Source organism: Ruegeria sp. AE4 (assembly GCF_056542185.1).
The window spans coordinates 19,813-38,351 of sequence record NZ_JBQFZK010000016.1 but is presented as its reverse complement, the minus strand read 5'-3'; the positions used below and the strand labels follow the sequence as shown (position 1 = coordinate 38,351).

Annotated in this window: 15 protein-coding genes; 9 read left to right on the top strand and 6 right to left on the bottom strand. The window is 53.8% G+C overall.

Annotation, left to right across the window (positions count from 1 at the left end; translation table 11 throughout):
- Positions 1–22: 22 nt before the first annotated feature.
- Positions 23–550, bottom strand: coding sequence for a GNAT family N-acetyltransferase (locus tag ACR0EK_RS16595; RefSeq protein WP_480900724.1), 528 nt, complete (start codon positions 548–550; stop codon positions 23–25).
- A 748-nt stretch (positions 551–1,298) separates the two neighbouring features.
- Here ACR0EK_RS16595 and ACR0EK_RS16590 point away from each other — a divergent pair.
- Entirely contained in the window at positions 1,299–2,327 is a 1,029-nt protein-coding gene (locus ACR0EK_RS16590; RefSeq protein ID WP_480871354.1) for a glycosyltransferase family 2 protein, read from the top strand.
- 75 nt (positions 2,328–2,402) lie between these two features.
- Here the strand turns inward: ACR0EK_RS16590 and ACR0EK_RS16585 are convergent, their stop codons facing one another.
- Positions 2,403–4,154 (bottom strand): glycosyltransferase family 39 protein, encoded by a 1,752-nt coding sequence (locus tag ACR0EK_RS16585; protein WP_480871353.1) that lies wholly within the window; start codon positions 4,152–4,154, stop codon positions 2,403–2,405.
- Between the two features lie 276 nt (positions 4,155–4,430).
- Here ACR0EK_RS16585 and ACR0EK_RS16580 point away from each other — a divergent pair, with 276 nt between their 5' ends.
- Positions 4,431–6,152 (top strand): glycosyltransferase family 39 protein, encoded by a 1,722-nt coding sequence (locus ACR0EK_RS16580; protein ID WP_480871352.1) that lies wholly within the window; start codon positions 4,431–4,433, stop codon positions 6,150–6,152.
- Between the two features lies 1 nt (position 6,153).
- Complete coding sequence (gene asnB, locus ACR0EK_RS16575) at positions 6,154–8,058, top strand: asparagine synthase (glutamine-hydrolyzing) (RefSeq protein ID WP_480871351.1); 1,905 nt, start codon at positions 6,154–6,156, stop codon at positions 8,056–8,058.
- Here the strand turns inward: asnB and ACR0EK_RS16570 are convergent.
- Positions 8,055–8,459 carry a GtrA family protein gene (locus tag ACR0EK_RS16570; protein WP_480871350.1) on the bottom strand — a complete coding sequence of 135 codons (405 nt, stop codon included), beginning with the start codon at positions 8,457–8,459 and terminating at the stop codon, positions 8,055–8,057. The two genes, asnB and ACR0EK_RS16570, sit on opposite strands and share 4 nt — an antisense overlap.
- Positions 8,460–9,019: 560 nt before the next feature.
- Here ACR0EK_RS16570 and ACR0EK_RS16565 point away from each other — a divergent pair.
- The 3 genes from ACR0EK_RS16565 to ACR0EK_RS16555 all read left to right on the top strand — a co-directional run bounded on the left by ACR0EK_RS16565 (position 9,020) and on the right by ACR0EK_RS16555 (position 10,727).
- Positions 9,020–9,244: a hypothetical protein gene (locus ACR0EK_RS16565; protein WP_480871349.1), complete on the top strand. Its 225-nt coding sequence runs from the start codon at positions 9,020–9,022 to the stop codon at positions 9,242–9,244.
- Between the two features lie 113 nt (positions 9,245–9,357).
- On the top strand, positions 9,358–9,627 hold the full coding sequence (locus tag ACR0EK_RS16560) for a hypothetical protein (RefSeq protein ID WP_480871348.1): 270 nt from the start codon (positions 9,358–9,360) through the stop codon (positions 9,625–9,627).
- Between the two features lie 59 nt (positions 9,628–9,686).
- Positions 9,687–10,727, top strand: coding sequence for a sulfotransferase family protein (locus ACR0EK_RS16555; protein ID WP_480900729.1), 1,041 nt, complete (start codon positions 9,687–9,689; stop codon positions 10,725–10,727).
- Here ACR0EK_RS16555 and ACR0EK_RS16550 read toward each other — a convergent pair.
- Positions 10,694–12,025, bottom strand: a complete 1,332-nt coding sequence (locus ACR0EK_RS16550; protein WP_480871346.1) for an arylsulfotransferase family protein — start codon at positions 12,023–12,025, stop codon at positions 10,694–10,696. The two genes, ACR0EK_RS16555 and ACR0EK_RS16550, sit on opposite strands and share 34 nt — an antisense overlap.
- Before the next feature lie 15 nt (positions 12,026–12,040).
- Positions 12,041–13,927 (bottom strand): hypothetical protein, encoded by a 1,887-nt coding sequence (locus ACR0EK_RS16545; RefSeq protein WP_480914846.1) that lies wholly within the window; start codon positions 13,925–13,927, stop codon positions 12,041–12,043.
- Positions 13,928–14,163: 236 nt separating this feature from the next.
- Between ACR0EK_RS16545 and ACR0EK_RS16540 the strand changes: the two genes are divergently transcribed.
- The 3 genes from ACR0EK_RS16540 to ACR0EK_RS16530 all read left to right on the top strand — a co-directional run bounded on the left by ACR0EK_RS16540 (position 14,164) and on the right by ACR0EK_RS16530 (position 17,448).
- The gene (locus ACR0EK_RS16540; protein ID WP_480871344.1) at positions 14,164–15,153 is read left to right on the top strand and encodes a glycosyltransferase family 2 protein; all 990 of its coding nucleotides are present in this window, start codon (positions 14,164–14,166) and stop codon (positions 15,151–15,153) included.
- Complete coding sequence (locus ACR0EK_RS16535) at positions 15,150–15,533, top strand: GtrA family protein (protein ID WP_480871343.1); 384 nt, start codon at positions 15,150–15,152, stop codon at positions 15,531–15,533. Before ACR0EK_RS16540 ends, ACR0EK_RS16535 begins: the two co-directional genes overlap by 4 nt.
- A gap of 826 nt (positions 15,534–16,359) precedes the next feature.
- Positions 16,360–17,448 (top strand): tyrosine-type recombinase/integrase, encoded by a 1,089-nt coding sequence (locus ACR0EK_RS16530; RefSeq protein WP_480900673.1) that lies wholly within the window; start codon positions 16,360–16,362, stop codon positions 17,446–17,448.
- 28 nt (positions 17,449–17,476) lie between these two features.
- Here ACR0EK_RS16530 and ACR0EK_RS16525 read toward each other — a convergent pair whose 3' ends face one another.
- Positions 17,477–18,493, bottom strand: coding sequence for a ParB/RepB/Spo0J family partition protein (locus ACR0EK_RS16525; protein ID WP_209599308.1), 1,017 nt, complete (start codon positions 18,491–18,493; stop codon positions 17,477–17,479).
- Between the last annotated feature and the right edge of the window lie 46 nt (positions 18,494–18,539).

Here is an 18,539-nt window from a genome sequence, read left to right as displayed (position 1 = left end):
TCAGCATTCACTGATTCAAGAGTTATCTGTCCTCCAAGCGACAAATCGATGGTGGCGCATCCTGTCGCCAATGAACGGCCCCATTTCGGCGGTGGACCCCCTGTCCGATGGGCAAGAACCCCGCTGAAAGAATGCCGCGTTCCGACGACAAATTACTGTCACTGCAGTCAATATAAATACGCGTGGTCCCCTCTTCTGCCAGCGTGCGGCACACGTGCTTCAGAATTTCCACATAGTACCCCCGCCCCCGCATATCAGGAACGGTAAAGCAGTGAGAGACCAGAGCACAGTGCTCGGTCATCGGGAAGAAATATACGTTCACGTTTTGCCCGGAGCGGGTTTGCGCAATGGTTGCCGGAACCCCGTCGGAAAACCCGATCCAGACAGACATGCCTTCGTCTAGGTTTCCTTGGACATCCCAGTGGATCTTGTCCTGATTGCGTTTCAGAAAGTCTCTGCTTTGGTCATCAAAATCGGACCAGCTGCGAAAACACTGTACGGTCAATGTGTTTGACATGCCGTCGATCTTCCGGGCTTTGTCGCCACTCATGGCGAAGAGCAGCCTATGCTGTCCGACCACACGGTCCCTAAAAAGCATCCACATTGTCTTGAATCCACCAACAATCCCCACCCGGCGAAAGGATCGCAAGACAAGATTGAGTCGGTGGAAAGATGCCATCAAACGCCCCTGCCTGGTTTTTTCACCTGGACAGCAACAGCACTGGGCTTTCGTTCAATTTCAAGAAGTACGGGCCGCATCCTCTGCAATCTTCCAGAGTAACCAGCGACTAAGAACATACGTTCCACTAACTGCGAACAGGTTGATAAAAGTTCGTTTTCCGGCACTCTGGCAGCTAGGTGCACGGGCGCTCCAAGAGCGTGGGTTCTTTTGAAACTTGGGGTCTTCGAAGCAACTTCTGGACCCTGCATGGAAATACCAAAATTTCCGCGCTTTATCCGCAGGCAAAGTGCTTCCACCCAATCTCGTATTTTGAACGCCACGCATCACCTTTTCATTCTAGCACGAACCTTCCTCAATCAGTGTGGGATGTATAGTACTCTGTATCATCAGTTTGATGAATAGTCGGTCATTTTTTGTATCTCTTCGGAGGCGCGTGTCTAGCAGATCTCATGGCGGCCGCTGGAAATGTCACTATCATCGATGCACGCTGTAAGGTACTTAGTCACGATGAGGAGACACTGGGAATTGAAAATTTGCACGCCCATGCGAAACTTTTTTGAGCCCGGGCAAAAATCATGATCACCTGTGTCCTAACGCACGGGAAAAGGTACGCGTTATGACGCTGTTAAACATGGGCACACCCGCATTTCCGTCTCGAGGAAAGAGACCGGACCAAGGTGCTCCAACTTTGAGTGTCGTTGTTCCTATGTTCAATGAACAAGATGTTCTGCCGGTTTTGTTCAAGCGTTTAGAACAGTCCCTCGACCATCTTGGAGAAAGTTATGAGATCATCTGCGTGAACGACGGCAGCACAGATGCAACTGCCAGACTTCTGGCCGCCGCGCATGAACGCGACGACCGTATCAAGGTGCTGAACTTTTCTCGCAATTTCGGCAAGGAAATAGCCTTGACGGCAGGGTTGGATGCAGCAGCAGGTGAAGCTGTTGTTCCGATTGACGCGGATTTACAGGATCCGCCGGAACTGATCGAAAAATTTCTTGAAAAGTGGCGTGAAGGGTTCGATGTCGTCTATGCTATCCGGCGTCACCGCGACAGCGATACCGCGATGAAACGCTGGTCGGCACTGAAATTCTACCAGGTCATCAACCGGCTTTCAGGCGTACCGATACCCGCCAATACCGGAGATTTTCGCCTTATGGACAGGCGGGTGGTTCAGGCTGTAGGGCAGCTGCGCGAGCACAACCGCTTTATGAAGGGCCTTTTTGCCTGGGTCGGGTTTCGGCACACTGAAGTGGCATATGACCGCCCCGAACGTGCCGCGGGACAAACCAAGTTCAACTACTGGCGCCTTTGGAACTTTGCGCTGGATGGTATTACCGGTTTCAGCACGGTACCGCTCAGGATTGCAGGCTATGTCGGAATGCTGACTGCGTTGGCTGCGATCATCTACGGTACTTTCCTGATCTCGCGCACCCTTATTTACGGGGTGGATGTGCCTGGCTATGCCTCATTGATGGTTGCTGTGCTGCTGATCGGTGGCCTGCAGCTTGTCGTGCTGGGTGTGATCGGGGAGTATCTGGGACGGCTTTATGCAGAGGCTCAGAAACGCCCGCTTTATATTGTCGAAAGTAGCCTGGGATTAGGGGATCAGACTCACTTCCCCACCGATAGGCGACCCGATTAATCTGCAAACCGCATAGGTTCATCAAGCGCGGTCATATCCCCCAAGCCGGACCACCAGAAAGTTACCTCGGGATGGTCAATTCCCGGCATCGGGTTCGAAAAGCTCGGCGCTGGCTCGCAATCTTTTGATTTTGAGGGCCCGTTTATAATTATTCAGGACCTCACGTCGCACATCGGCAACGTTGGATTGCCCAACATCGGGCCATGTAATCAGCCAGACTCGAGCATCGGGGTTACGGCGCAGGGCCTCTCCATAATCCTGAACAATGAATTGCCCATCATTGATATAATAGAACAGTGGCGTATCAACCCAATCGCGGTCCCGCAGGAAAACAAGATCACTGCCCGTCATTTCTAGTCGCATGGCCTTCGCAATACCCTGATAGTCGTTAGGAGAGCCCGGCTTACCAGCAGCGTAGGGAATACTGGCTGCAAACACCAACACACACAGGCTGATCAACGCCAGCCTGAAACGGTGATCCTTGAACAGCCAGACTGCACCCGCCGCGCACAGGATCAGCAGATAAGGCACGAAAAGAAGAAAAGCCCTGGGGGCAAGGATAGAAACTTTGTAGGATATTGCGAACAAGATCAGCGGAGAGCCAACCGCGATCAGCAACAAAAGCAGTGTCCGTTCCTGAGGAAAATACAGTGTGTTCGAGGGCAATCTGGGCACAATAACTCCCCATATATTGCCCAGAACGGGGATGAGCAGCGCCAGAAAGGGTAAAACAGACATCGCCATCAGCGCTTCGGTTCTGCGATGGGCGATTGAACCCAGCCAAAGCATAAAACAGGCCGAACAGACCGCCGCCGACACCAAAACCCATATCGAGATTTTTTGCTGTGGCCCCATCACTGGCGCTTCGCGTTTTGGAGCTTTCAGGCTTGCCACTAAGAGCAACAAGCCGAATCCCAGAACCACCCATGACCAGACCGGTTCGGTCTGCAACGGCGGAGCTGCAAAATCATCTTTTGCAAACAGAAACCCAAAAGAAAAATATTCGAACAGAAAGTCAGGCGAAGGATCAGGAGCCGCACCTTTACGCGCACGATACACCGCATGGGTCAAAGCCGGGGCAGACAAGATAAAGGCAAACGCCTGCACTTGTAGCAACCGGGGGGCCTGCCTCAGACCGATCCGATGTCGGAGTCGCGAACCGTCCGCTCTTGGTAGAGGCAGGACCAGAGCTACCCAGAACACTTGGATCATGATCAGGGGCCAGAATAGCTCAACCGTCAGAACTCCCGCAATAACCGAGATTACATAAGAAATCTCGAGGCCCGGGCGCGGCTTGCGCGTTCTGACAAGACACAGCAAAAGCCACGTTGCCAGCAATGACAGGAAGGCTCCGGCGACGTACATGCGGGCCGTCTGGCTCCAGAACACATGAAAACCATGAAGTGCCAACAGTAATGCAGCCAGACATCCCACAGTCGACCCGAAGATGTTGCGGGCAATCAGAAAAATCAGTGGGATCGAACCTAAGGCAAACAATACGCCGGGAAACCGCAAGGCAAAATGTGACGTTCCAAAAACCTTAGTCCAGCCTAGCATGGATACATACCAGCCCATTGGATGCGGTTCATCATGGAAATGCCACCAGATAGTTTCGGCAAGGTTATGGCGCGGTGGCGGCTCGGAAATACCGGAAACCAAATCTATACCGGGGACATAGATTTCCGGATGGGACATACTGCGTAGCTCAATCCCCCAAAGTCGCAGTATCAGCGTCAGCAAAACTGCAACCAGCAACCCGAGAAAGACAGCACCTGTCCGATACTCTCGCATGCCGGGAAAAACCGAACCTTTTTCTGACATCTTCATAAACAATCCAACTTCTGGCGCGCTACGATGCCACAGAACCAATCAACTTGAGCTAAATTCCCCCTCCAGACCGCTCTGCCGAGGTATATTTGCGCCAACATGAAACATAATTGCATATACTTGGAAATTGTTTCGTTAAACTGCGAGCATCTACAGAATTAGTTCCTGCTAACCCAAAAATTGATATGAGTGAAAAGAAATGAGAACTTTGTCGTATTATCGACATAAGTAGAGTGGGTTCTGCAAAACTCCGCAAAGCGTTCGGGGCATAGTTGGATGGTCAGGTTTTCTTTTGGCGTTTTGACGGGGGTGGCGGGTGTCATATTGGGACTGCTTTTACCAGCCAGCCTTTTTACCCAAGTGCTGCGCGGCACAGATACCGTAACTGATCCAGCCTTTGCTCAGGGGATTTGGCTATTCAAGGCCGGGCTCATCATCATAGGAATATATCTTCTGTTATTGCGGTTTCTGCCGATTGGTCGCCCACTGTCCCCACAACGCTGTGAGATTTCCCCCGCCAGTTCAACTCAGACACTGATCTTTGGCCTTCTGTTGGTGTGCGCTACCGCTTTGCGGCTTTATCGGCTTGATACTGGCATCTGGTATGATGAAATTCTGACATCCGTAAATTACATGCCCCTCACAATCGGGCAGATCGTCAGCACCTATCACGATGCAAACAACCATGTCCTGTTTTCGGTGCTGGCCCGCCTGTCCTTGTCGGTCTTCGGTGACGGTGTCTGGGTCTTGAGATTGCCTGCGGTCGGTTTTGGCATTGCTGGCATTGCCGCTATTTACTTTTTTGCCCGCCGTGTCGGCCCGACTCGCGAGGCTCTGTTTGCGGCAGCACTGCTGGCGTTTTCCTATCACCACATCTGGTTCAGCCAGAATGCGCGTGGTTACACCGCATTGCTGTTCTTTGCCCTGCTTTCCAGCACTTGGTTTCTGGACGCCATGCGTCAGGGATGCCCCCGCAAATGGGGGCTGTATTGCCTTGCCGTGGTACTGGGAGCATATGCGCACCCAACCATGGGGCTGATGGCGCTTGCGCATTTTGCAATCTGGGGCACCGCCTGGTTCCAGCAAAACGAGCAATATAAGCGCTATCGCTGGAACGGGTTGTTTTGTGGTTTCATCCCGGTGGGTCTGTTTACGTTTCTGGTCTATGCTCTGGTCTTGCCCAGTATGGTCGGCGGGGCGCTATTGAATTCTGGACTGAAGGGCGAAGACAACGAGTGGACCAACCCTTTTTGGGCGTTGGCGGAACTGTTCAGCAGTCTGCAGATCGGGTTGGCCAGTGCTGGTGTTGTGATAGCCGCCGGCCTTGTCTTTACGATTGGTGCCATCAGCTTTGCCCGAACGCGACCGGCCGTTGTGGCGTTGTTTCTGATCCCGGTTGGAGTCGGGTTCATGGTGATGACCAGCATCGGGTATACTCTGTTTCCACGGTTTTTCTTTTTTGCCTTTGGGTTTGCAATCCTCATTGTGATCCGCGGGGCCTTTGTGACCGGCCAGTTGGCGGCGCACGCGGCGCAATTACCCACCCCGGCCATGAAATGGCTGCCAGCACTGTTGTGCTCGGTTATCTTGGCCGTATCTCTCTTGTCCCTCCGGCACGTGTATCTGCCAAAACAGGACTTCGGTAGCGCCATCGATCTGATTGAAGGCGACCGGCAGCCCCAGGACACGGTTCTTGCTGTCGGGATCGCAGGATTTCCGTTCAATGCATACTATGACAAGGGATGGGATGTCATCGAAACGACCGATGATCTGGATCGCCTGGCCTCGCAGTCAGGCAGAACCTGGTTGGTCTATACGATGCCGGTGCACGCCCGGACCACATATCCGAGAATACTGGAGAGGGTCAAAAAGGAATACGCTACCGTTGCGCGGTTCCGGGGTTCGCTGGGCGGGGGAGACGTGGTGGTCAACCTAGCAGATCCGACTAAGGCCCATGCCACAGAAAAGAGTGCAAGTACTGTAAAGGATAACGATTGAGATGTGCGGAATATGCGGAATCCTGCAGGTCGACCCGGCGGCTGATCACCCCGAAAAAGAATTGATCACGGCAATGGCAGCAACGTTGGCCCATCGTGGACCCAATGATGATGGCGTCTGGCTGGACGAGGACGTTGCGCTGGGTTTTCGGCGTCTTTCGGTGATTGACCTATCTTATGCCGGTCATCAGCCAATGACAAACGAGGACGGCACTGTGGTGATTGTCTTCAATGGTGAAATCTACAACTTTCAGGAACTGAAAGAGAAATACCGCCTTGAAGAGCGCAGCCATGTCTTCAAGTCTCGCACGGATACCGAGGTTCTGATCCATCTTTACGAGGAAATTGGACTCGACATGATTCCGGAACTCAATGGGATGTTTGCATTTGCGATCTGGGATACGCGCAGTAAATCATTGCACCTGGCACGCGACCGCTATGGGATTAAACCCTTCTTCTACCAGAAAGATAATCACCATTTTCGCTTTGGCTCTGAGATCAAGGCGATCATCGCCGATGACCGGGTTGTGCGGAAACCATCGATGCAGGCCCTACATGATTTCCTAACCTTCAACTACATTCCAGGAACCCAGACAGCCTTTGACGGTATTTCCGAAATACCGCCGGGGCATCACATGACTGTCACCTGCGACGGCGCAGTAACGACGCAGCGGTATTGGGATCTGAACTTCCACGTTGATCCCGGCATAACCGAAGAAGTGGCGATTCAAAGGTCTTATGACCTGATGGATAAAGCTTTGCAGCGGCGCCTGGTTGCAGATGTGCCGATTGGCGTGTTCCTGTCAGGGGGGCTGGATTCCAGTACACTGGTCGCACTCATGCACAAACATGTGGATGAACCGATCCACACCTATTCCGTCGGGTTCGAAGATCAGAGTTTCAATGAGCTGCCCTATGCCCGAATTGTGGCCGAAAAGTTTAACACCAAACACCGAGAGGTGACGGTCACGGCCGATATGGTGCGGGACATGTTGCCAAGGTACCTGAGCTTCATCGACGAACCATATGGGGACGGGTCTGCAATACCGACGTATTTCATCAGCGAACTGGCCAAGGATGAAGTGGTTGTCGTTCTATCGGGTGAAGGCGGCGACGAGGTCTTCGCCGGCTATGATACACACGCAGCCTACAACATGTACAAACAAGCCCGGAAGGTGCCCGGTTTCATTCGGAACGGCGTGATGAAGCCTCTGGTGAACTGTCTGCCCGTGTCGGACAAGAAACTCAGCTTTGAATTCAAGGCCAAGCGTTTTTTAGGCGGGTTGGATCTGCCGCCGGAAGAAGCACACCTGTGGTGGCGGATTGTCTTGGGAGAAGCTGAAAAACTAGACCTTTACGCAGATGGTTTGGCGGGCACCGAATCTTTGCAGCCTTCGGTGCGACATTTCCAGGCGGCTTACGAACACTGTGGTGCGGAAGAGATCCTGTCACGATTGATGTATATCGATTCAACCATTTTCCTGCCCGACGACCTGATGATCAAAAATGATCGGATGACCATGGCGCATTCTCTTGAGGCCCGGGTGCCCTTTACCGATCCGGAACTGACCGGTTTTATGGCTACAGTCCCTTCACATCTGAAAATGAAGAACCGGCGCAAGAAGCATCTTATGCGGCTGGCAATGGAGAACGATCTACCCGACAGCATTCTCAACAAAAAGAAAGTTGGGCTTGAAATGCCCTATTCCCGCTGGCTCAAGACCGAGCTCAAGGATCTAATGATGCGCTATCTCGGACCCGAGAATATTCGGCGCACAGGCTTGTTTCGGGTTCAGGCATTGCAGACGCTGATCGATGACCATCTAACCGGAAAACGGGATAATGGCCGCCCGCTCTGGGGTCTCTTGAACTACATGATGTGGTACGAGCTTTACATCGACACCTAGCCCGGTTTGCGAAACACCCAGAGCGTCGAAACCACATAGCTGACGACAAAAGACACTCCGATCGCAATCAGCAGGATGAACCAGAAAGGTAAAGCCGTCACATATCCCAGAACCGCCACTACAGTGAGGCGGGCCAGCAAAGATGACAAAACCGCAATCAGATACTTACCATATCCCCGGAGCGAGATTGTGCCTTCGTCGGTGTGCTCGTAGCTGAAGATATTATGCCCGCAGTAATTGACAAATGAGCCCAGCACAAAGCCGCATATCGAGGCAAAAATATAGGGGGCCGCAAAACCCAACACGAGCAGCAGCGCCAACAGATAATCCGCAGCCGTACCCAGAACACTGATGCTGAGGAACCTGAAGAACAAGCCTTTATCTTTGAGCTCTGAAATCATGGTTTTGAATCTTCAAAATGGTCATTGGCTGGACATAACAGGTCAAAATGGTTTCCATTTAAATAAACTATCAAGAGCAAAGTTAATCCGATGGAAATCTGAGAGCGGTGTATTGCTCAAATCTCCCTCGTTGAGTTCTTAGGGCGTATGACAGGATAAGGTGGTTGTGTTACAAAATAAAATCTTAACTCACTATCTGGCTTTAAACAGAGCCTAGGCGGGACCTTTGTGCTTACAAACGAAACACTCATCCCCTCAGAGCCGGTATGTCTCATAAATCCAAGCGACCCATGCTTTGAAAGCGTTCGATACCAGTCCGACAACCATAGACGCTTCTTGTACGATATATTGGTGCGATAAACCGACCTCGACCTGTATCGTCCTGTTTGCAAACCGGATAATCCGCTCCACATCGTCACGGAGGTGCAAGCAACTAGGGCGCGCGGGCAGTTTTGAACCTTTGTACCGAGGCACTAAAATGCTAACGTTCGTGACGATTGCAGGGCTATTGCCCCGCTGCCGTGTATTCATATGAGTTGAAGGTTGGGATGATCATCACCATGCGTATTTTAGTTCTTTTATCCGGGTTCTTTATCATGCCCACGGTCGCAATGGCTTATATCGGACCTGGTGCCGGGTTAGGCGCAATCGGCACACTTATCGCACTTATTGGCGCTGTGCTGCTCGCGATTGTCGGATTCGTATGGTACCCGATCAAGCGCATGATACGACGGCGGAAACCTGTAGACGGGGCATCCGACAACGACCCGAAATCAAACACGTGATCATAGCTGTCGGATTGACCGCCGTAGCTGCCTTTGTGCTAGCCCTAACCGTGTTGCGCCTCATACCGACAGCAATGTCAGCAATTGGTATTGCTTCTGGTGCCGCTGCGGCTATGCGCGACCCTAACCTGAACGAAGAAGCACGCGAAACAGCGGTGCAACGCGCATCGCTGCGCCTATTCGGTTGTTTCGGACAAATACTCTGGCGCTTTCTGACAATCCTCGCCATCAGCGCGGCCCCAATCCTGACGGCGAATGCCTTAGGGCTTGCCGAGACTGAAGCCGTCACCGCCTGGCTTTTGCGATGGGATGTGATCATCATCCTGTCTGTTTCTCTGATCGTGCTTTGGTATTTGAAGGGGCGAGTGTGGGCTTCGAGGTAAGATACAGCCGGTCCGAACGGATATTTCACCGGTTGGCTTTTACGAGCCCGTCGGTCCAAATGGTCGCAGCTGATATCGAAGACAGCACGCTGATCCGGCATTTTGAGGGCGCCAATGATCGCAACCCTGTGCTTATTACATCGCTGGCCCGTGCCGGAACAACACTGGTACTGGAGCTTCTGTCCCAACATCCGGACCTGGCCTCTCACACCTATCGCGACATGCCGTTTATTCTGGCGCCGATTTTCTGGGACCGGTTCTTTGGGCGCTTCCGTCGGGACGGAGAAACCCGCGAACGCGCTCATGGCGATGGGGTGCAAATTGGGTTCGACAGCCCCGAAAGCTTTGAAGAAGTGTTCTGGAAGGCACATTGGCCCGATCATTATCGACGTGCACAGCGTATTCCGCTTTGGCAACCACATCATCACGATACGGAAGCGACAGCATTTTTTCGCAAACACATGCAAAAGATTGTGTCCCTCAGACGCCCCGGGAACAGCGCCACGGCACGCTATATCTCAAAGAATAACGCCAACATCGCACGTATCGACCTTTTGACAGAGATGATGCCCGATGCTCATATTCTGGTTGTCTTGCGTCATCCGCTGGAACACGTGGCCTCGCTTTTGCGTCAACATCGAAATTTCGCCGTGCAACAGGCCGCAGATTCGTTTGTCACGCGGTATATGGCGGATATCGGCCATTTCGAGTTTGGAGAACTGCACCGCCCATTCGGATTTTCCGGGCTGTCAGAGCACACAACACCAGACACACACGATTATTGGCTGGCCTATTGGATCGCCGCATTTCGACATGTCGAAGAACGGTGCGAACACGTTCAGATACTACCCTATGAGGCGCTTTGTTCTGATCCCGAACCGGTCCTGCGACAACTGTGTCTGACGCTGGATCTGGATCCGGATGGATTATCCGGAACGACCGAGATGATCCGCCCACTGACACGCAAAACCGATCCCGAGCAGTTTTCACCGGCACTGGTCGCGGAGGCCGAGGCGATCTATGCCTCGCTTGCCACGCGCTCCGGCTACCCGCAGGCGTGTAGTGATCAGGAACAGACCCAGACGGACCGGTTGACATAATCTAGCGGATAGCGCCGTGCCTCTTCTACGAGCGCAGCCGAGCGGGTTCCGGCCACAAACACCATAGACCAGACAAGCTCTCCATCTGGGGTGATTTCGAAAACACGGCCAGACATGCTTTCGGTCACAAGGATATTCCCATTAGGCAAAGTCTGGTGCGTGCCCATTATGAAGCTGAAAAACAACTGATCCTCTGTCTTCGGATAAATCGTCTCGGTCAGACCGGTTGCAGGATCAAACCGAAGAATACGTGCCCCGGCGAAATCGCGCCCAGGCACCATGGCACCACCGCCATTATCAAAAACCGTGATGGTCCCGTCAGGCGCGATGTCCGGATCATGCTGCTGCACCCATGGACCGTGCTGCATCCAGATAATCTTGCCACTGGCTTTGTTAAGCACAGCCAGCGCGTTGAGATTACGCATGGACAGTAGTAAGTCGCCGGCTTCCGAGCCAGGAATTCGCACACTCAGTGCAGGGGTGACAACTTCGATATCATTGAGGTGTACGGGATCTAGATCTTCCGGATTAAGCCCGTAGATGATGTCAAACTCCTGGTGCTCGGCCAACCAGTCGATTGCCGGTTCAAGGATCGGGATATCTTCGATAACGCGGCCCTCCGGATCAATCCGCAGGGCTGAATCGGCATAATAATTGTCGGAATTCAGGATCGCCTCGACTGAGGCACCCGGAAGCATGTATTCCGAAGTCAGTGTTGAAGGATCGCGCTTACTTGGAATCCAGTAGCTTCCATCCGGGTTTTCTGTGATCGAGTGGTGGGTCATCTGGTCAACGGTCCAAATAACATCACCACAAGGGCCAAGACGGACAGTGCCACGCTCTGCGAAGTTGACAAGGACAGAGCCGTCTTTCTCCAGAGAAATCCCTTGCGTGTGATATCCTCCCGATCCATGGGGGATTGCGCTGGCAGGCACGATATGGGTCGGATCAGGCCAGATGGTGTGAAAATCAAGCGGCCACTCACGCAGAAGCGTACCATCCGCGTCGTAAACCCGCGCCTGTATGCCTTCGTCGAACATGCCCTGAACGATCGTAAGCCCGGCCCAACTGCGTTCAGTGTCATGCTTTACCAGGCCAACACCTTCATACCGGCGCGGCATCCACCGGGGGTCACGATACCACGGACCCCGGATCAGTTCTTCTGCCGTATCCTTAACCTCGCGGATTAAAGCTGTCGGTGGCAGGTTCAGAACTGCGACCGAAACGCCCGTCAGAAAAGCGAGTATCGCACCGCTTGCCAGAAAAATGACAAGCCCAAATGCATTCCTGCTCTCCATTACGACATACTCCCGTTAATTGACTGTATCGAATATTTCCCTCAGAGGGCGTGCATCCTCAATGTCATGTTCGATCATCCATGCCGTTTCGGACGCTGACAACTTATGCTCGATCCGCAAAGTCGAGAGCGGCAGGTCAGCCGTCTCGGCAAACCGATAGCAAAGGCCGTTCATCTCGGTAGCTTTAGCTTGCCAGTAAAACTGACTCGATCTTATCCATCGCCCGGCTTCATCCAGTTGGGCTGCAACTATCTGACCAGTACCGGGATCAATGTCGGCGCAGGTCTGGCCGATCAGAACGGCCATCCTATCCGAATAACAAATCGCACCGCGCGCATCCTCCCTCAGTGGAAAACAGATGGATTGAGCTGGCAAAGGTTTCAAATCTTCGAAACAGACAAACAATGTATCCTCGACCAAAAAAACCGATCCCTCTGCCGGAAATCCCATGCATGCCCGCGGTGGGGTCAACACCGACCCGGCGTAGTCAGTCGCACCATAGCGAACCTGAAAAATGGAGTTCATATCCACACCACGATGAAACGTACTTTGGGTTTGAAAATCGCCGAATTTCAAAGACGGGGACCAGGGCTCACCGACGGATCGGATCGGTGTAGATCTGACATCGAATTCATCCAGTGTCCGGGCCCGTTCTACGATAGCGTCCGCCAATTCAATGTCCCGCTCCGCCGTTTGGTTAAACAGGGGCCAGATATGTGATGAGGCAACAGCCTGACTTACGCCAAAAACCAAACACAAACCCATCACTCCAGCCTGCACCAGACGTGATACAGGCATCCCATCTATCGCTTGCGCGATAACCGTGGCCGAAGCCAAAACAGTGCCCGCGAAGATGAACCCGACAAACCCGATGCTACGCCCGATCAAATAAGGTTCCGGATAGAGAAACCAGATCAGAACCGGCAAGATGAAGAGCGCACCTAGCCCTCCGACTAACACGCGCAATCCCCCTATCCAACCACCAGCAGCAAGCCTGCTGGCGGCAAACACGGATATCGCCGCCGCACCCATAACCAAGATGCAGGCGGCAACTATGCTCAACAAAAACAGGTGCCTATAAAAAGACGGCACCCCAAGGAGTCCACCGCTATGTATCAACCTCTCAATCCAGTAGAGGGCCGACAGCTTATCGGCAAGTACAGCAGTATCCACACCACCCGAGAAACGGAAATCTGCCTTGAGATCCAGAGCGTAAATCGTGGCGTCACGTTGCAGCTGATACAGGATCAAAGCGGCACCTGAGACGACCAGTACCCTCAACAAAAAAAACAGGCATTTCCGGTGATCAAACCGATCAACCCGGATCAGAACCAGGGCCGGGATAAGAAACCCCAACAAAACATAGCTTTGATAAAAACCAATGGATATGGCCAGCAGTTCGGCGGCTACGGCCATTCGCAGAAACAGTCCAGACCACGACCGTCCACCCGGGGGCTCAACCAATACCATGGCCCCAACGGATGCGAGAAGACCAAGACAAAACCACGGTGCCAGCGTTTGATAGTGCAAAAGCTCGGTCAGATAGATATGCGAAGACCCGGCCAGAAAAACTGCAAGGATAGAAGCTACGACCATGGCTGACCCCGTCATCGCAACAGCCTCACGTGCAATCAGAACGGCAGCCCCAAATAAAGCCGCAAAAATAATGAAAATCAGGGTGGCAATCGACGCACCCTGTTCAAAAAGAACCTCGTGAGCCCAATGCGTCGCCCAGCGACCGTGAACTTCAGCGAACACACGCTCAAGACCAGCTGCAAACCGCCATTCATCCGGATTGAAGCCAGATCTTGCGATGCCGATCCCGGCAGTAGACAGAAAAAAAAGGGCTGCAATGATCGCTGACACAAACAGAAGCCGTGCCGGTATCCTGACTTTGGTCATAAAGAAGTCCAATTAGGAACCACACAAACCAATGTCACCCTACAACACCTTTCTTCGAACTCCGACTTTGTTATTAGTGAATCTCCTGTCTTTTGTCATCCGACGCTCTGAAGACGAGCAATAAGGGAAGAAACTGTTTCCGAAACGCACACCATTGCACTGAAATTATTTTTTTATCCAATATCTGAGGTCAAAAACCTTAATCGTCGCGCGGACCGGAAAGAGTTATTGTAACGATGATCAAAGTACAAAAATCGGATACGGAAGAACGGATGGAACAGGCCATCGTCAGCTTGTCAATCGTAGTGCCCTGCTTCAACGAAGAAGCGGTTTTGCCGGAACTCATTCGCCGGGTCAGCGCCGTCGCCGAAACATGCGTTGGATCATCCTGGGAACTCATCCTGGTCGATGACGGGTCCACCGACTGCACACGGGACATGATTACAGAGCTTGCAGAAACCAGGCTCAATATCCGTGCAATTATCCTGTCTCGAAACCACGGGCATCAGAAAGCGCTTTCAGCCGGGCTGACGTATGTACGCGGTGCAAATATTCTGGTGTTGGATGCGGACCTACAAGATCCCCCCGAGCTTTTGCCCGAGATGCTGAAGCTGATGCAGAACGGAGCTGATGTCGTTTATGGGCAACGTCGGCAGCGGGCAGGTGAAACGGTAGCCAAGCGGATAACCGCAGCTGCGTTTTATCGCCTGCTGGATCAACTGACCGATGTCAACATTCCGCTCGATACCGGTGATTTCCGCCTAATGTCCCGCACTGTAGTCGATTACCTGAATACTATGCCGGAAGAAGATCGTTTTATTCGCGGCATGGTCAGCTGGCTAGGGTTTCGGCAAGTAGCGTTGTCGTATGACCGGGCAGAACGCTTTGCCGGGGAAACCAAGTACCCGTTTAAAAAGATGCTACGCTTGGCTGTTGATGCCATCACCGGGTTTTCCATTGTTCCACTACGCCTGGCGACATGGCTGGCACTTTTGACCACCGTACTAGGGCTCGCATTGATCGTCTGGGTTCTATTCCAATGGTTTACCGGGGATGTCGTCTCAGGCTGGTCCTCGGTGATGGTGGTGGTGCTGATGGTGAGCTCGGTTCAGCTTCTGACGATTGGTATTCTTGGCGAGTATATTGGCAGGCTCTATCTGCAAAGCAAACGACGCCCTCACTTTGTGGTGGAACGTGTCGTTTCAGGTCTGGACGAGCACTCGTGAAACCCTTTGATCTAAGAAGTATCCTGTCCTTCGGGGTTGTTGGTTTCCTCGCGACGGTCACTCATGCTCTCGTTGCGATTGCATTGATTGAAACCTGCGACCTGCATCCATTCTCAGCCAACGCATTTGGCTTTGGAGCTGGGTTTATAGTGTCATATTTCGGTCATCACCGATTCAGCTTTCAATCCAAGGCTGGTCACAGGCAGGCTATGCCACGGTTCCTGGCGGTTGCGAGCTTTGGCCTGTTTCTCAACCAGGTGATCGTCTACTTCATGGTCAATCTAGCTGGGCTGGACTATTTTCTTGTGCTTAGCGTGATTATCGTATCCGTTCCGGTGATTACTTATCTGACATCCCGCCGGTGGGCTTTTGCCAAGTAGCTTCAAGGATGTGAAGGTGTTGTCTAATCGCGCGCGGCGCGCTGTCCAAAGGCCACACAAGAGGCCAACCTTCCACAATGCAGAAGCAGCCAACCCTGCCCACACCCGCCGCGCAAGCGACGAGAAAATAAGCACTCGGGGCAGAACGAAAACGGGGCAGGTCCGGTTCCAAAGACAATTTGACAAAATACGGATTTCGAAAATCACCGGGGTTTCGTCTTGGAGAGTATGACAGGATAAGGTGGCTGTGTTACAAATCACAAGTACAACTAAATATTGATTTCGAGTTGAGCGAGAGCAAACCCTCTGACACCACCGTTTTTTTGTACGTTTGCCCGTTGATGCGCTGGAGTGTTTGGAAGCGGCGATGCAATCGCTCAATGCAAAACTGCAATCAGATCATTTAGCAGCGTCGGGACCTAAAGGCAATGATCATTGCAACGCGTCGGAATCAGGAGCCGGAGGTGGCCATTCGTCATCAACTGGCTCACGGTGCCAGATCCGTTTTGATTAGGATCACCAGTCGTCACGATCAGCGCGAAAAACGATCACAGGGTCTGTCGGCACACACGGGACTGCGACAAAACTAAGCTGAAAGCGTAACTGATAGACTTGTTGAAAATGAATAAATTGACCCAATAACGCAGTTTCTCATCCAATCCAAAGTTGTTTCGAAAAACTGGAGCCAAAGCGCTCTGTCGCGAGCTTTTGGCGATTACAATCTCCCCTTCCCGTCTTAATTACGCGCATAATTGTAGCTTTTCGCTCACTACTTTTGATACATCGTAAATTCCTCTTCACACCCGATAAGTATCCCTTATCATGATTGATTGATTTCGCCGGAAAATGCGCACAGAATGTGCCTCATCTTGCGCCTTATCTTCCCACCGCCGCTCCCGCCCTCTCCGCTGAAGATCAGGAGGCGCTCACCGATCTTTATGTGCGCGGCACGCCAGCCAATACGCTGCGCGCGTATGAGCGCGACCTGCTCTACATCACCGCGTGGAAGGCTGCGCGCTTTGGCACGACTCTGGACTGGCCCGAAAGCGAAGCCACCGCACTGGCCTTTATCCTCGATCATGCGCGCGACCTGACGGGCGCGCCTGTGGACGATCGCGCCCGCCAGACGGTCGAGATGTTGATCGCGCAGGGGTTGCGCAAGTCGCTGGCCTGCCCGGCCCCCTCAACGCTGGACCGGCGCATCGCCTCCTGGCTGGCCTTTCACCGGATGAAGAACCTCACCAGCCCGTTTGATACCCCGCAGGTCAAGCAGGCCCGCGCCAAGGCGCGCCGCGCCGCCGCCCGGCCCCCGGCCCCGAAATCCGCCCATCCCATCACCCGGGACGTGCTGGAGCAGCTGCTGGCCACCTGCCGCGGCAGCCGCCGGGATTGCCGCGACCGGGCGCTCCTGATGCTGGGTTGGGCCTCGGGCGGGCGGCGAAGGTCCGAGATCACCGGGTTGATGCGGGAAGATGTGTCCTTGAAAGAGTTCGAGACCAAGGGCCTAGTGTGGATCTCACTGCTGGAAACCAAGACCACCCAAAAGGGGGAAACACCGCGGCTGGTGCTCAAGACCCGCGCGGCACAGGCGCTGGTGCATTGGATCGAGGTGGGCCAGATCGGGGATGGGCCGCTCTTCCGCCCCATCTCCAAGGTGGATCGGGTGCTCAAGCGCCGGCTCAGCCCGGATGCGATCTACCAGATTGTTCGGCACCGGTTGAAACTGGCGGGACTGCCCGAAGGCTTCGCCTCGCCTCACGGGCTGCGCTCGGGGTTTCTGACGCAAGCCGCGCTGGACGGTGCCCCGATCCAGGCCGCCATGCGCCTGTCCCTGCACCGCTCCATGGCACAGGCGCAGAAATACTACGATGACGTCGATATCGCCGAAAACCCGGCCGCAGACCTGTTGGGGTGAAAGAAAGAGCGGTTTCGCGCGCGAAACATCAGGTACTGCGTGCGTGTAGCCAGGTTTTCAGTTCCATAAGAAATTCTTCAGACATCCCTTGGCCGGACAGGGTGACTTGTGAACCGTTTCGACTCTGTTTCAAGTGAATGTCACCGAATGTCTCTTTCGAGGCCGTCTCGGGAGCGGGCGATTTTGCATCCCTTGATGACAGGCTGTTTGCCGCGCGGGTCAGAGCCGATATCTCAGTTTCCGATGTCTCGGGCGCGACCCCTTGCAAGGCTTTGGCGATCAAAGCAGCCGCTTTCGACTCCTCCTTCAAAACCTTCGCAATCGACAATCCCAACCGCTCAGGGATGGCCGAGGCAAACCGTAGATGATCGTCCAGCGCGTGATAGATCGCGATGAAGGACCCGATCTTGGATCGTTTGGCCCGGCTGGCTGAGGCAAACAGCCCGCGCAGGGCGGCGGCTTCGTCCGGGTAAACCCCCTGCTCTGCCGCGCGTGCCACGATCCGGGCGCGCTCATAATAGCTCAGCCCGACGCGGATCTCATTTTCCTCGACCATGGCCACGTAAGCGTCAGATGCACTCTGTGGTTGCCTGAGAAAGGCACGCACGGTTTCAAAGCGGGCCTCGCCCATGTCCTGCGCCAAGGCCCGCAGCGCTGTCATCCGACGCCAGCCAGAGATCAGCCCATAACGCCCTTCCGGCAGCTCCACGACCTCAATCGGGGTTTGCTGACCGCGCGCTTTCAGGCTTTCCTTCAACGCCTCCATATCCGCGTCATCAGCCGCCAGCCGGTCGCGCACCAGATAGGTTTCCTCGATTGAATCCAGCGGCAGGTCCTGCACCAACCGCCCCTCGGCACGGGCCGCACGCAATTCTCCGGACAGCTCCTCCAGTGCCGCCTGAGCCGCCGTGGCTCCGGCCACCTGTGCAACCGGAGGCGCAGCGCGGGGCGTATCCGCAGGGAACATGGGGTTCAACCCGGGGGCAGGGCGGGTGTCTTCCAGATAATCCGGCCGGGCAGGGGTCAACCGTTTGCGTTTTGCCATCACTTTCTCCTTTTCCAGCGCGGATCAGACCCTGTTTCGGGCGCCA